Source organism: Neoroseomonas lacus (assembly GCF_014644535.1).
Taxonomy (GTDB): domain Bacteria; phylum Pseudomonadota; class Alphaproteobacteria; order Acetobacterales; family Acetobacteraceae; genus Neoroseomonas; species Neoroseomonas lacus.
In genome coordinates this window covers 140645-154307 of the sequence record NZ_BMKW01000014.1, presented here as the reverse complement: position 1 = coordinate 154307, position 13663 = coordinate 140645, and the positions used below count along the sequence as shown (strand labels likewise).

The following is a 13663-nucleotide window of genomic DNA, read 5'->3' as shown; positions in this document are numbered from 1 at the left end:
AGACTCATGCCATCGGCACACAGGCGTGGAAGCGCGCCTTCCACACCCGAAACAGCGGATCGCGGCCGCGCCGCGATCCGGGAGCGCACGGCGCGACCGCGCCCAGACTGCCCGCCGCCGCCAGAGCACCGGTGCACGGCGCGAAAGCCAAGCGCGCGGAGGCGCGTGCCGGCGTTTGAGGCAAGAAAAACCTCGCTTACGCGCCGATCGTGTCGCGCAGCTGCGCGCACATCCCCGCCCCGGCCGCCACCAGCCGGTCAACGATCGCCGCGCCATGGGCCGCATTGGCGCTACGCGGATCGGGCGCGGCGACGCCGCCCGGCGCGACCTCCTCCACCCACATCGGCACCGCGAAATCCACGCCATGGGTGCGCACGGCGCCGAAGCCGGTCGGCGGCAGGCCCAGATACGGGCCCGTCGCCTGCCGCTCGCGCGCATCCTGCGGGCGGCACAATTCAGGGCGCAGATGCAGCGTCACCGAGGCGACCGGGTCACCGCCGTGGCCGAAGCTCTCAACCGGGCCGCCAAGCTCGCCATGCAACTTGCCCGCCTCGCGCCACAGATGCAGCGCCGGGATGATGACGCCATGGCGGTGGCGGATCGCGCGCGCGGCCGCCTCGGCCGGGCCGATCGTCCCGGCATGGCCGTTCACGATCATGATCCGCCGCGCTCCGATGCGGATGAAGGCCTCGGCCATTTCCTCGATCACCGCGGTCAGCGTCGCGACGGACAGTGTGATGCCGCCTGCGACACCGGCGAAGAAATCCTCGCCACCGAAGGGGATCGCAGGGGCGACCAGGGCATCGGCGCCCTGTATCAACGCCGCTGAGGCGATCCGTTCGGCGATGTCCTCGGCCACCAGGTAGTCGCCCATCGGCAGGGCCGGGCCATGGGTCTCGAGGCTGCCCATGGGCAGCAGGGCGACGGCGCCGGCGGCGAGGCGCGAGGCCACCTCGGGGGCGGCGAGGTGGGCGATGCGGTGGGTCATGTGCTGATCAAGGGCGGGGGAGAGAACTCCCCCACACCCCCTCCTTCTTCTATCGGTCGACAGGGTGCTTGGACGCGGCGGGCAGGAGCCATCCTATGACAGGATGTCGAGGGCGGCACGCGACAGCGCCTGAACGCCAAGGGCGATGCAGGCTTCGTCGGGTTGGTACATGGCGTTGTGCAGGCGATCGTCGCGGCCGGGCGCGCCGGAGCCCACCCGCAGATGGAAGGCCGGCGCGCGGGCGGCGAATGCGGCGAAATCCTCCGAACCCATCGAGGGCTCGCCTTCCTCGGGCGCAACGCCCATCTGGCGCGCCACCGATGCCAGCACAGGTTCCAGCACCGCATCATCGTTCACCAGCGCCGGCACCATGCGCTGATACGTCATCGTGCAGCGCACGCGCATCGTGGTCTGCAACCCCTCGGCGAGGCGGCGCAGCGCGGCTTCGGCGGTGTCGCGCGCAGCAGCGTGCAGGGTGCGCACCGTGCCCTTCAGATGCACACGTTCGGGAATGATGTTGTAGGTGGCGCCGCCCTGCATCATGCCGACGGTGACGACGGCCGGATGCAGCGGCTTGATCTCGCGGCTGACCACGGTCTGCGCCTGGGTGATGAAATGCGCGGCGGCGACGATGGGGTCCACCGCGGCGTAAGGGTGCGCGGCATGGCCCGACTTGCCTTGCACCACCAGGTCGAAACGGTCCGACGCGGCAAGGCACGGGCCGCGCACGAAGCCGAAGCTGCCCACCGGCATGTCGGGATGGTTGTGGAAGCCAAGCGCGATATCCACGCCATCGGCGGCACCCTCGGCGATCATCGCCGCGGCGCCTTCCAGCACTTCCTCGGCCGGCTGGAAGATCAGGCGCACCGTGCCGGCCAGTTGCGGCGCGAGGTCCTTCAGCACCGCCGCCACGCCGAGCAGCGTCGCGGTATGGATGTCATGCCCGCAGGCATGCATCTGGCCATCGATGCCGGAGGCGAAGTCGAGCCCCGTCTCCTCATGGATCGGCAGCGCATCCATGTCGGCGCGGATGGCCAGCGTCGGGCCAGGGCGCCCGCCCTTGATCTCGCCGATGACGCCGGTGACGCCGATGCCGGTGCGATGCTCGATGCCAAGCCGTGCCAGTTCCGCCGCGACGATCCCGGCGGTGCGCGTTTCCTGGAAGGCTAGTTCAGGCACGCGATGAATGTTGCGGCGCAGCGCGATCAGATGCGGCGCGGCGGCATCGGCGGCCTCGCGGATCGCGCGCTGCGGGTCGTTGGGGAGCATGGCGGGGTTCCGATGAAACGTCAGATTACATCGAGCATAGGTAGGCGCGCGTCGCAAACAAGGCTGGTGCTTGCCCGCCCGCAAGGCGCATGCCATAGGGCGAGCCAGGAAGAATGTGGGGGGGTCCAATGTCCGTGGCGCTTGGCCGGCGCGCTTTGCTGGCCACATCCGTTGTTGCACCGATCGCCGGACGCCGTGCCTTCGCGCAGGCGTGGCCGTCGCAGTCGATCCGTCTCGTGGTGCCGTTCGCACCCGGCGGGACGACTGACCTTGTCGCGCGCCTGGTCGCGGCGGGTCTGCAGGAACGGTTGGGCGCCACCGTCATCGTCGACAACCGGCCGGGCGCCGGTGCCACGCTCGGCAGCGAGTTCGTCGCGCGCTCCGCACCCGACGGCTACACGATGGTGATGTCGAACATCGCGAGCCATGCGATCAGCCCGGCCGTCTATGGCCGCCGCGTGCGCTACAACCCGGTGACCGACTTCACGCATGTCGCGCTGGTGGTGAGCAACCCAACGGTGTGGGTTGCCAACCCGAATTCAGGCATCCGCACGCTCGCCGATGCGGTGGCCAAGGCGCGTTCGCCGAGCGGGCTGGATGTCGCGACCTCCGGCGCCGGGTCCTCGAACCACATGATGGTGGTGCGCATGAGCCAGCTGATCGGCAAGGAGCTGAACCACATCCCGTTCCGCGGCGCCGGCCCGGCCATGCAGGCGGTGGTCGCCGGGCAGGTGGCTATGATGTCCGACAGCCTGCCCTCGGCGGCGGCGCATATCAATCAGGGCTCGGTGGTGGCGGTGGGCATGGCCTCGGCCGAGCGCCACCCGTCCTTCCCCAATGTTCCGACCTTCCGCGAGCAGGGCTTCGACATCGCGAGCGATTCCTGGTTCGGACTGTCCTTTCCTGCTGGCGTTCCGGCGGAGATCGTGGACAGGCTAAGCCGCGAGACGCGGGCCTACCTCGCCGATCCTGCCGTCAGGGCTCGCTTTGCCGAGCTTGGCGGGACGCCGGGGGACCTCACGCCGGAAGGTTACACGGAATTCGTAAGTCGGGAGGTGGCCGTCTGGGCGCCGCTCGTGCAGGCTTCCGGCGCATCGGCCGATTAGCCGAGTTCAGATCAACTTCATCATCTAGTGGGTGGGCGAAAGCGGATGAAGCTAAACACCAAGGACCTGTTGTCAGCGGGTCTCCTGATTGGCCTAGCGGCGATCGGGCTATGGCTGAATATGGACCATACCATGGGCAGCGCGCGACGGATGGGCCCAGGCTACATGCCTTGGCTTTCGTTCGCGGTCATGCTGGGGCTCGGAATCCTGGTGCTGGGATCGGGGCTGTTCAACGGGCCCGACCCGATAGAAAAATGGACCTCGGCGGAGATCTTCTCGTTGATAGGTGGAGCCGTGCTCGGCACTGCGGCAGGAATGCTCGCGGCACAGGCGCCGGGGTGGGCTTCAGCCAGTTGGAACCCGCTCGGCATCGGCATCTTCGTCGGCTGCATGATCCCCAGCATCGTCAAGTCCTGGCGACCCTTGTTCCTGATCAGCGCGGCCTTCGCGCTGTTCGGCCTGATGCTTGAGCCGGTCGGTCTGATGGCGGCGATCGCCGCCGCAGTCATCCTGTCAGCCTTCGCCGATGAAACGCACACACCAAAAGGCGTCACGGGACTGGTGGTTTTCCTGTGCGTGCTTTGCTGGGCGGTGTTCATTTACGAACTCGACATCCGCGTGCCCGTCTGGCCGCAGTTCTGAGACCGGGGAAGCGCATCCATGGACCTCATATCCAACCTCGGGCACGGCTTCGCCGTCGCGCTCACGTTCAACAACATCCTGTTCTGTCTGATCGGCTGCATCATCGGCACGGCGATCGGCGTGCTGCCGGGCATCGGCCCGGTGGCCACCATCTCCCTGCTGCTGCCGATCACCTTCGGCCAGCCAGCGACCACGGCCATCATCATGCTCGCCGGCATCTACTACGGCGCGCAGTATGGCGGTTCGACCACGGCCATCCTGCTGAATTTGCCAGGTGAGGTCAGTTCGGTCGTCACGACGCTCGAAGGCTACAAGATGGCCCGCAACGGGCGGGCAGGCGCGGCGCTGTCGGTCGCCGCGCTCGGCTCGTTCTTCGCCGGGTCGGTCGCGACCATCGTGGTCGCTGCTTCGGGCCCGCTGCTGACGCAGGTCGCGCTTTCCTTCGGGCCGGCCGATTACTTCTCGCTCATGTTTCTGGGCTTGGTGATCTCGGCCGTGCTTGCGCAGGGCTCGGTGATCAAGTCGATCGGCATGGTTGCTCTGGGCGTGTCGCTCGGCATGGTCGGCACCGACGTGCAGACCGGCCAGCAGCGCTTCACCTTCGGCATCCCGGAACTGTCGGATGGCGTCGGCTTCGTCTCCATGGCAATGGGCATGTTCGGCATTGCCGAGATCGTTCTGAACCTGGAGCGCCCTGAATCGCGCAACGTCATGTCGGGCAAGGTCGGTAGCCTGATGATGACACGCGCCGAATTCCACCGCGCCATTCCCTCGGTGCTGCGCGGAACGCTAGTGGGCACAATGCTCGGCATCCTGCCGGGTGGTGGCGCGGCGTTGTCGTCCTTCGGGTCGTACATGATGGAGCGCAAGCTCTCGAAGTACCGCCATGAGTTCGGCACCGGCGCGATCGAGGGTGTGGCGGGGCCGGAGGCGGCGAACAATGCGGCCTCGCAGACCTCTTTCATTCCGCTGCTGACCCTCGGCATCCCGGCCAACGCCGTGATGGCGCTGATGGTCGGCGCCCTGATCATCCAGGGCATCCAGCCCGGACCGCGCATGGTGGAAGCCCAGCCGGACCTGTTCTGGGGCCTGATCGCCTCGATGTGGGTTGGCAATCTCATGCTGCTGGTCATCAACCTGCCGATGATCGGCATGTGGGTGAAGCTGCTGTCGGTACCGTACCGCTACATGTACCCGGCGATCATGATCTTCTGCGCGATCGGCGTGTATTCGCTGCAGAACAACGTGTTCGACGTGTACCAGACGGTGTTCTTCGGCATCTTCGGCTACCTCTGCTCCAAGCTTCGGCTGGAGGCGGCGCCGATGCTGATCGGCTTCGTGCTCGGTCCGATGATGGAGGAACATCTGCGTCGCGCCATGCTGCTGTCGCGCGGCGATGCGATGATCTTCCTGCAGCGGCCGATCAGCGCGACCATGCTGGCGATCGCGGCGATCGCGCTGGCCGCGATGCTGATGCCCAACATCCGCAAGGGCAAGGACTCCGCCCTGGCCGAAGGCGGCTGATATTGGCGCCAGCCGCGATCGGCTGACGGATTGGAAAGGCGGGTTCCTTCGGGGGCCCGCCTTTCGCATTTTCTATGGCACCTTCAAACGTCGGCCGGCCCGCATCCGCGAGCCCTGGTTTCGCGCCATGCGCTGGTGCGCTGACGGCGCCGCGCCGGTTGGGCGCGGTCGCGCCGTGCGGTCCCGGACCGCGGTGGGCCGCGATTCATTGGTGACCGGATACTGCATCCGACCCCTGGTGTCGGCCGGACGAAGGAGGGAGTGCGGGTGCGTTCCCTCCCCCGCCCTTCACGCCTTGGGCCGCGGCAGTGAGAACACCCCGCTCGCCCGCAGCACCGCCACGCCGTCTGCCTCGAACCGCCCTTCCACGAACATCAGCCGCGAGGTGCGCCGCAGCAGGACGGGCCGGCATTCCAGCCAAGCGCCGAGCGGCGCGGGCGCCAGGTAGTCCGTCACCAGGCTGACGGTGATGAAATGGCCTGGCGTGCCGGCCTGCTCGGTGCCGCCGATGCCCAGCACCAGGTCGGCGAAGGTGGCCAGCATCCCGCCATGGGCGACGGACTGGTTGTTGCAATGGCGCCGTTCCAGCCGGATGCCGAAGCGCGACCCACCATCACCGGCCTGCAGATAGATCGGCCCGATCGGCTCAAGAAACGGCCCACCCGCGCGGCGTGGCAGAAAACCGTCGGGGATGCCGCCCGCCCTCTCCACCACGCCATCCGCCGCCCTGCCATCCACCATGCACGCCCCCTGGTTGTCATCGGTGGGATGTTAGTGTTGGTTTGCCAAGGCCGGCAGCGGCCTTGGGCCGTTGGCGCCTTCCATTTGCCGCCTTTGCATCGCATATCAGCCCCGCTTTAGCATCAAACCGCTGGACGACATGACACAGACGACCACGCAGATCCTTCCCGTTATCCTCTCGGGCGGGACCGGCACCCGGCTCTGGCCGCTGTCGCGGGAGGGCTATCCGAAACAGTTCTGGCCGCTCGCTTCCGCGCAACCGATGCTGGAGGAGACTGCTGCGCGGGCGGAGGGCCCCGGCTTCCTGCCGGCCATGGTCGTCTGCAATGAGGCGCATCGTTTCCTGGTGGCCGAGCAGTTGCGCGGGCGCGGCGCGCGCATCGTGCTGGAGCCGGTCGGGCGCAATTCGGCCCCGGCGATCGCCGCCGCGGCGCTGCTCGCCGAGGAAGCCGGCCCGGACACCGTCATGTGGATCATGGCCGCCGATTCGGCGGTAGGTGACCTGCCCGCGCTGCATGCGGCGCTGCAGCAGGCCGCCGCGGCGGCGCGCGCCGGGCGGATTGTCACCTTCGGCATGAAGCCGACCGCGCCCGAGACCGGGTATGGCTATATCGAGGCCGGCGATGCCCTGCCCGGCCTGCCCGGCGTGCAGGCGATCGCCCGCTTCGTGGAGAAGCCCGACAGTGCGCGCGCCGCGGACTTCGTCGCCGGCGGGAAGCATCTGTGGAATTCGGGGATGTTCGTCGCCACCGCCTCGACCCTCCTTGCCGAGTTGGAACGGCTGGAGCCGGCGATGCTCGCGCAGGTGCGGGCGGCGGTGGAAGGGGCGAAGCGCGACCTCGATTTCGTCCGCCTGGCGCCTGAGGCCTTCGCTGCCACGCCGTCGATCAGCATCGATTACGCGGTCATGGAGCGGACCGAGCATGCCGCCGTGGTGCCCGCCGCCATCGGCTGGTCGGACATCGGCTCCTGGGCCGCGCTGTGGGAGATCAGCGAGAAGGACGCCGCGGGCAACGCGACGCAGGGGCCGGTAGAGTTGGTCGATGCGAAGAACTGCCTGGTGCGCAGCGAGGGAATCCTGGCGGGCGTCGTCGGGCTTGAGGATGCCATTGTCGTCGTCACCGACGATGCGGTGCTGGCGATGCATCGCGACCGCGCGCAGGACGTGAAGAAGCTGGTCGAGCAACTGCGTGCGAAGGGCCGCAAGGAAGCGACGGAGCATCGCCGCGCCTATCGGCCGTGGGGGCATTACGAGGGGCTGATCCTGGGCGAGCGTTTCCAGGTGAAGAAGATCCAGGTGCGCCCGGGGGCGAAGCTGTCGCTGCAGAAGCACTTCCACCGCGCTGAGCATTGGGTTGTCGTCTCGGGCACCGCCATCGTGCGGCGCGACGCCGAGGAGATCATGCTGCGCGAGAATGAGAGCGTGTACCTGCCGCTTGGCTGCGTGCACCGGATGGAGAATCCGGGGATCATTCCGCTGGTGCTGATCGAGGTGCAGTCGGGGTCGTATCTCGGCGAGGACGACATCGTTCGCTACGAGGACACCTACGGGCGCGCATAGCGCCTGGGACCTCGCGCCGGGCATTGGTTTGCGGGGATGGCGGTCAGCGCGGTCGCAGCATGCGGAAGGGAAGATCGCGTTCCGGTCGAATCAACCGGACGCGTGAGGATGATTGCCACGGATTGCGTGGAGCAGGCGGCATGAACGCCTGTGAACGCGGCATGCCTTTGCTGGCCGAGGCACGCAGTTCGGTCCTGGCCTTCTGGCGCGACCGAGAATGCGCCGCCGGGCGGATCCTGGCGTTCGGAGCCGGTTGGAACCCCATGTCCCGGCTTCATCCTTCGGGCGGGCCATGGCGCCTGACGGTGCGCGCGCATCGTCGTGCGCTTTCTTGATGCGGCGCAAGGCGGCGCGGCGAAAAGCGCCGATTATGGCGCATCGCACGACAACGCCACGAAAGGCCAGTCATCCATGAACCATCGTCACCGCAAGGTCCTGCACGCGCTGTTCGCCCATCCGGTCAGCGCCAATATCGACCCGAAGCACGTGCAGTCCGTCTTCGAGGAGCTCGGCGCCGAGGTCGACCACACCGGGACCGGGCGCGTCGGCGTGAAGCTGAATGGGCGTTCGCACGCCTTCCACGACACGCATCACAGCCTCTCGAAGGAAGAAGTTGTGGCACTGCGCCACTTCCTGACCGAGGCCGGCGTCGACCCGGCGGCCTTCCCGGTCTGACGCTCGACGCCGCTTGGCGCGGCGTTCAGTGAAAATCCACGATCGGCATGGCGTGCATCATCGGTCATGCTGATCAACCCATGCGGTCAAGACGGCTGTATTGGCTGCATGGGATTGTGGCAGCTTCGGCGATGATGGCCTGGAATACAGGCAAGAAGGCCCGGGCAGTGCCCTTGCGCCGCCTGCCCCCCTTGCGTCCCCCCGTGCCCGGCGCCGAATATGGCGAGGATCAAGAACCAGCCACAGGGGGCTCGACTATGAATGTTACCCGTCGCCGCGCAATGCTCGCGGCCACCGGCGGTGTTGCCGCCGCAGCGATCGGCTCCTCGGGTGCCCAGGCGCAGACCCGCTGGCAGTTCGCGACCGCCTATGCCGACGGCAATTTCCACACCAGGAACCTGCGCGAATTCGTCGAGCAGGTGCAGACCGCGACCGGCGGCAAGCTGCAGATCCAGGTGCATTCCAACGCCTCCCTGCTGCGCATGCCCGAGATCAAGCGCGGCGTGCAGACCGGCCAGGCGCAGCTCGGCGAAATCCTGATGTCCGCCTATGGCAACGAGGACCCGTTCTTCGAGGTGGACGGCATCCCGATGCTGGTCACCAATTGGGAGCAGGCCGGCAAGCTCGCGGAATTGCAGCGCCCCTATATCGAGGCGCGCTTCCAGCGCACCGGGCTGACGCTCCTGTACACGGTGCCGTGGCCGCAGTCGGGCATCTACAGCAACGTGCCCGTCGAGACGGTGCAGACGCTGAGCGGCACCAAGATGCGCACCTACAACCCGCTGACCAACCGTTTTGCCACGCTCTGCGGCGCGACGCCCACGCTGGTGCAGTCGGCCGAGGTGCCGCAGGCCTTCGCGACCGGCGTGGTCAACACCATGGTGACCAGCGCGGCGACCGGCGTTGACGTGCAAGCCTGGGACTTCGTGCGTCACTTCACCCCGGTCGGCTTCACGCGCACCAAGAACGCCGTCTTCGTGAATACGCGGCAGTTCACCGCGCTGCCGGCCGATGTGCAGGCAGCGGTCCGCACCGCGGCAGTCGCGGCGGCCGCGCGCGGCCTGGATGCCGCGAAGCGCGACGAGGAAGAGAAGCAGAACACGCTGGCCCAGCACGGCATGACCATCGGCACGCCCTCCCCGGCGCTGATGGAAGGCCTGGTCCGCATCGGCAACACCCAGGCGGATGAATGGGTGGCTAAGACGGGCGAGGAAGGCAAGCGCCTGATTGACGCCTACCGCGCCGCCATCCGCTGACGACTGCCCGGCCTGCGGCACCCCCGCCGCGGGCCGGAAGCGCACTGACCGGCGCGACTGCACGGAGAACACAATGTCTCGCATGACAAACCTCGCGGCAGGGCGCCGTTGAGCGCGCTCAGGCGCGTGCTCGATGCGCTCTACCTCTCGGGCGGCATCCTCGGCGCCATCGCCCTGATGGCGATCGGCGTCATCATCGCGACCCAGGTGATCGGGCGGCAATTCGGCCTGACGGTGCTCGGCGCCGACGACCTCACCGCCTTTTCGGTCGCGGCCTCGGCGACGCTGCCGCTCGCCTATGCGTTCCGCCAGGGCGCGCATATCCGCGTCGACCTCATCATCGGCCATCTGAAGGGTGCGGCGCGCTACGTGATGGAGACGGTGGCGCTGCTGATGGCGGCGGGTGTGGCAGCGTATTTCGCTTACGCCACCCTCGACCTCGCGACCGACAGCCTGGATTTTGGCGATGTCGCGCAGGGTTCGGTGCCCTGGCCGCTGTGGATCCCGCAAATGCTGTGCGGCATCGGCGCGGCGCTGTTCGCCCTTTGCCTGATCGATGACCTCGTCGCGCATGTCAGCGGAGGCACGCCGTCCTATCGCCGCGCGGCGGAAGCAAGCGCGCTCGAGCGTGCGGGGGAAGAACTATGATGGACCTCGCTCAAGCCGAGGCGGGGCTTCTGCTGCTCGGCCTGCTGTTCCTGTTCCTCGGCATGGGGGTGTGGATCGGCCTGGCGCTCATGGCAGTCGGCCTGGTCGGCATCATCGCCCTGCCGATGCTGATCACCTCGATGCCCGCCATGCCGCCCGAGAAGGTGATGGGCACGGCGATCTGGCAGTCCTTGGCCTCCTGGACCCTCGCCGCCCTGCCGCTGTTCATCTGGATGGGCGAGATCCTGTTCCGCACCAAGCTGTCCGAGGACATGTTCCGCGGCCTCGCCCCCTGGGTGCAGCGGCTGCCGGGGAGGCTGATGCATGTGAACGTCATTGGCTGCGGCATCTTCGCGGCCGTGTCGGGCAGTTCGGCGGCGACGGCGGCGACCATCGGCAAGATGTCTCTGCCCGCGCTCACCCAACGCGGCTACCACGTGCCGATGGCGATCGGCTCGCTGGCCGGCGCGGGCACGCTCGGCCTTCTGATTCCGCCCTCCATCGTCATGATCGTCTATGGCGTCGCGGCCGAGGTCTCGATCGTGCGCCTGTTCATGGCCGGCATCCTGCCGGGCGTGATGCTGATGGTGCTGTTCAGCGGCTACATCGCCATCTGGTCGCTGTTGAACCCGAAGCTGACGCCGCCGCGCGACCCGCCGATGCCGTTCCGGGCGAAGCTGCGCGAAAGCGGGCAGTTGTTGCCGGTGGTGCTGCTGATCGGCTTCGTGATGGGCAGCATCTATCTTGGCTGGGCAACGGCGACCGAAGCCGCGGTATTCGGCGTGATCGGTGCGCTGGCGCTGTCGGCGTGGGGTGGCTCGTTGACCGTCGGCTCCTTCTCGGCGAGCCTGATGGGCGCGGTGCGGCTGTCGTGCATGATCAACCTGATCCTCGCGGGTGCCGCCTTCCTCACCCAGGCGATGGCGTATTCCGGCATTCCAGGGGCGATGGCGGCCTGGGTCGGCGCGCAGGGCTTCAGCCCCTACGTGATCATCCTGTGCCTGACGGTGATCTATCTGATCCTGGGCTGCTTCATCGATGGCATCAGCATGATCGTGCTGACGGTGTCGGTGGTGCTGCCGATCATCCAGAGCACCGGCTTCGACCTGGTGTGGTTCGGCATATTCATCGTGCTGGTGGTAGAAATGGCGCAGATCACGCCGCCGGTGGGCTTCAACCTGTTCGTCCTGCAGGGGCTGACCGGCAAGGGCATCTTCGAGGTGGCGAAGAACACTACGCCGTTCTTCCTGCTGATGGTGGTGGGCGTCGGGATCGTCACCGTGTTCCCGGCGATCGTGACCTGGCTGCCGACGACGATGATGCAGCGCTGACGGCGAACTGGCGGCAGGGCTAGGGTCGTGGCATTCTTGCCGGATGTGGAACGGGTAATGGCCTGTCCCATCCGGGAAATGCGTCATGTATCTCAACGTCCCTTTCGTCAGCCAATTGGATTTCGGGGGCGACCAGCACCTCGATGACCCGACGGGGTGCTGGTACGCCAGCGCCTGCATGATCGCCTACAGCTTCGAGGCGGGGCCGCGCCAGGGTGTCCCGGCGCTCTACTCGATGCCGTTGCCGCAGGCCGATGGCAGCACCAAGACGGGCCACTGGGCCATCACCGATGGCTGGCTGCCGACGCTGATGGCCAATGAGCATCTGGTGGTGCTGGATGACGGGTTGCCCGCTTCCGTCGCCGAGCTCGACCTCACGCTGCGGCAATGGGGCCCGCTGTTCATGCCATGGATAAAGACCCATGGCGGCAATACCTATGGCCATATCTCGGTGATCATCGGCGTGAACGACGTCAACATGATCTACCACGACCCCGAAAACGCCCCGCGCAGCGAGATGGCGCTCGAGGATATGCGCGCGAAGATTGCGCAGGGAGGCTGGCCGCTGCTGCGCCGCGACGCGCAGCCCTTCAGCTGCGGCGCAACCGTCAGTCCCTGACGATGACAGGTTCGCCGCGCCTCGCCGCCGCCGCGGCGCGGCGGCCGCGGGTGCAGAAGTGCCGCGCCACGAAGAAGACCAGCGCCACGCCGGCGATGACGCAGATTGTCCAGAACAGCCGCTCCACCCCGAGCCAGGCACCGAGGAACCAACCCGCGGCGACGAAGCTGCTGGCCCAGATGCCGGCGGCAACGAAGTTCAGCACCGCGAAGCGAACCCGGCTGTAGCCCGCAAGGCCGCAAACGACCGAGGCGATGTTGCGGATGCCATAGAGGAAGCGGAAGGTCAGGACGAACAGCGTGCCATATTGCTCGAGCAGCCGATTGGCGCTTTCCACCCGCGGCCGCGACTTCGGGAAGCGCTGCAGGATTGACGGTCCATAGCGCCGGCCCAGGTAGAACCAGGTTTGGTCGCCCAGATAGGAGCCGATCCACACCGACCCGAGCAGGATCCATGGATCAACGAGACCAACCGTCGCGCCGATGGCGGCAGCGGCGAGGACGAAGGTTTCCCCCTCGAAGAACGACCAGAGCGCCGCGCCCAGATAGGCGAACGCGCCCCATTCGGCCCAGAATTCGGCCAACCGGAAGCCCCCGTGCTTATTGCGGCCATCCTGCCCGCTGGAGGTTCCCAGGGGAATGACGACCGGATTCACTCCCCCTCTGAGAGGCTGCCGGACACGGTTTTGTCAACCCCATTGCGACGTCGGGCGCATGTTGTCGCAACGAATGCCATGCTGACGGTGGCGGCTGGTCTCGCATCGGACCGCGGCAGGGCGCCGATGGCGAGGCCGCGCGAGTGGGCTGACCATCCGGCCGATCCGGCCACGGATCGCTACACATGTGGCGCCGGGCGGCCTTCCGCCGTTCTCTCAGGTCGGTGCGGGCCAGTCGGGTCGTTCGAAACGCTGGATCTCCAGCGTGTAGCCGGCCGGGTCGCGAAAGAAGAAGGAGGTGACACGGTAGGTTTCGGACAGGCTGGGCGCCGTCGCCAACTCGACCCCGGCCTGCTTCAGCCGGGCGTGCCAGCCTTCGACATCCTGCACCACGAAGGTGACCACCGCGCCGCCCTGCAAGCGCGGATTGTCGGCCACGCGTGGCCCGCGCGCGCGGCACACGCCGAGGAAGGCACGCGCACCTGGCGCCGGCGCATAGATGCGGCACGATCCCTGGTCCTGCACCAGGTCGAAGCCCAGCACCTCCTCATAGAAGCGCCAGGATGGCGCGGGGTCCTCGGCATAGAGGAAGGTGACCTGCTGATCGAAGGGCGCGCTCATGCGGCCAGCATGGACGGGGACGTGTAA

The 13663-nt window shown here is 67.4% G+C and carries 14 protein-coding genes; 9 read left to right on the top strand and 5 right to left on the bottom strand.

Going from position 1 to position 13663, the window contains the following annotated elements; translation table 11 throughout:
* Positions 1-196: 196 nt before the first annotated feature.
* Together IEY36_RS24870 and IEY36_RS24865 are read right to left on the bottom strand one after the other, a co-directional pair.
* Positions 197-988, bottom strand: a complete 792-nt coding sequence (locus IEY36_RS24870) for a creatininase family protein (RefSeq protein WP_188971988.1) — start codon at positions 986-988, stop codon at positions 197-199.
* Between the two features lie 93 nt (positions 989-1081).
* A complete protein-coding gene (locus IEY36_RS24865) occupies positions 1082-2257 on the bottom strand; it encodes a M20 metallopeptidase family protein (protein WP_188971986.1) in 1176 nt (391 codons plus the stop codon).
* Between the two features lie 128 nt (positions 2258-2385).
* Here IEY36_RS24865 and IEY36_RS24860 point away from each other — a divergent pair, with 128 nt between their 5' ends.
* The 3 genes from IEY36_RS24860 to IEY36_RS24850 are packed head-to-tail and all read left to right on the top strand — an operon-like array spanning position 2386 to position 5529.
* Positions 2386-3363 carry a Bug family tripartite tricarboxylate transporter substrate binding protein gene (locus IEY36_RS24860; RefSeq protein ID WP_188971984.1) on the top strand — a complete coding sequence of 326 codons (978 nt, stop codon included), beginning with the start codon at positions 2386-2388 and terminating at the stop codon, positions 3361-3363.
* Between the two features lie 45 nt (positions 3364-3408).
* Complete coding sequence (locus IEY36_RS24855; RefSeq protein ID WP_188971982.1) at positions 3409-4005, top strand: tripartite tricarboxylate transporter TctB family protein; 597 nt, start codon at positions 3409-3411, stop codon at positions 4003-4005.
* A gap of 18 nt (positions 4006-4023) precedes the next feature.
* Entirely contained in the window at positions 4024-5529 is a 1506-nt protein-coding gene (locus IEY36_RS24850) for a tripartite tricarboxylate transporter permease (RefSeq protein ID WP_188971980.1), read from the top strand.
* A gap of 288 nt (positions 5530-5817) precedes the next feature.
* Here the strand turns inward: IEY36_RS24850 and IEY36_RS24845 are convergent, their stop codons facing one another.
* Positions 5818-6270, bottom strand: a complete 453-nt coding sequence (locus IEY36_RS24845; protein WP_188971978.1) for a PaaI family thioesterase — start codon at positions 6268-6270, stop codon at positions 5818-5820.
* Positions 6271-6409: 139 nt separating this feature from the next.
* Between IEY36_RS24845 and IEY36_RS24840 the strand changes: the two genes are divergently transcribed.
* From IEY36_RS24840 to IEY36_RS24815, 6 genes are all read left to right on the top strand, one after another.
* On the top strand, positions 6410-7831 hold the full coding sequence (locus tag IEY36_RS24840; protein ID WP_188971976.1) for a mannose-1-phosphate guanylyltransferase/mannose-6-phosphate isomerase: 1422 nt from the start codon (positions 6410-6412) through the stop codon (positions 7829-7831).
* Between the two features lie 411 nt (positions 7832-8242).
* Positions 8243-8506: a hypothetical protein gene (locus tag IEY36_RS24835; protein ID WP_188971974.1), complete on the top strand. Its 264-nt coding sequence runs from the start codon at positions 8243-8245 to the stop codon at positions 8504-8506.
* 257 nt (positions 8507-8763) lie between these two features.
* Positions 8764-9762, top strand: a complete 999-nt coding sequence (locus tag IEY36_RS24830) for a TRAP transporter substrate-binding protein (protein WP_188971972.1) — start codon at positions 8764-8766, stop codon at positions 9760-9762.
* 108 nt (positions 9763-9870) lie between these two features.
* Positions 9871-10410, top strand: coding sequence for a TRAP transporter small permease (locus tag IEY36_RS24825; protein WP_188971970.1), 540 nt, complete (start codon positions 9871-9873; stop codon positions 10408-10410).
* Positions 10407-11741, top strand: coding sequence for a TRAP transporter large permease (locus IEY36_RS24820; RefSeq protein WP_456307061.1), 1335 nt, complete (start codon positions 10407-10409; stop codon positions 11739-11741). Before IEY36_RS24825 ends, IEY36_RS24820 begins: the two co-directional genes overlap by 4 nt.
* An 85-nt stretch (positions 11742-11826) precedes the next feature.
* A complete protein-coding gene (locus IEY36_RS24815; protein WP_188971969.1) occupies positions 11827-12360 on the top strand; it encodes a papain-like cysteine protease family protein in 534 nt (177 codons plus the stop codon).
* Here the strand turns inward: IEY36_RS24815 and IEY36_RS24810 are convergent.
* Complete coding sequence (locus IEY36_RS24810) at positions 12350-12943, bottom strand: DedA family protein (protein ID WP_188971967.1); 594 nt, start codon at positions 12941-12943, stop codon at positions 12350-12352. The two genes, IEY36_RS24815 and IEY36_RS24810, sit on opposite strands and share 11 nt — an antisense overlap.
* A 288-nt stretch (positions 12944-13231) precedes the next feature.
* Entirely contained in the window at positions 13232-13636 is a 405-nt protein-coding gene (locus IEY36_RS24805) for a VOC family protein (protein ID WP_188971965.1), read from the bottom strand.
* Between the last annotated feature and the right edge of the window lie 27 nt (positions 13637-13663).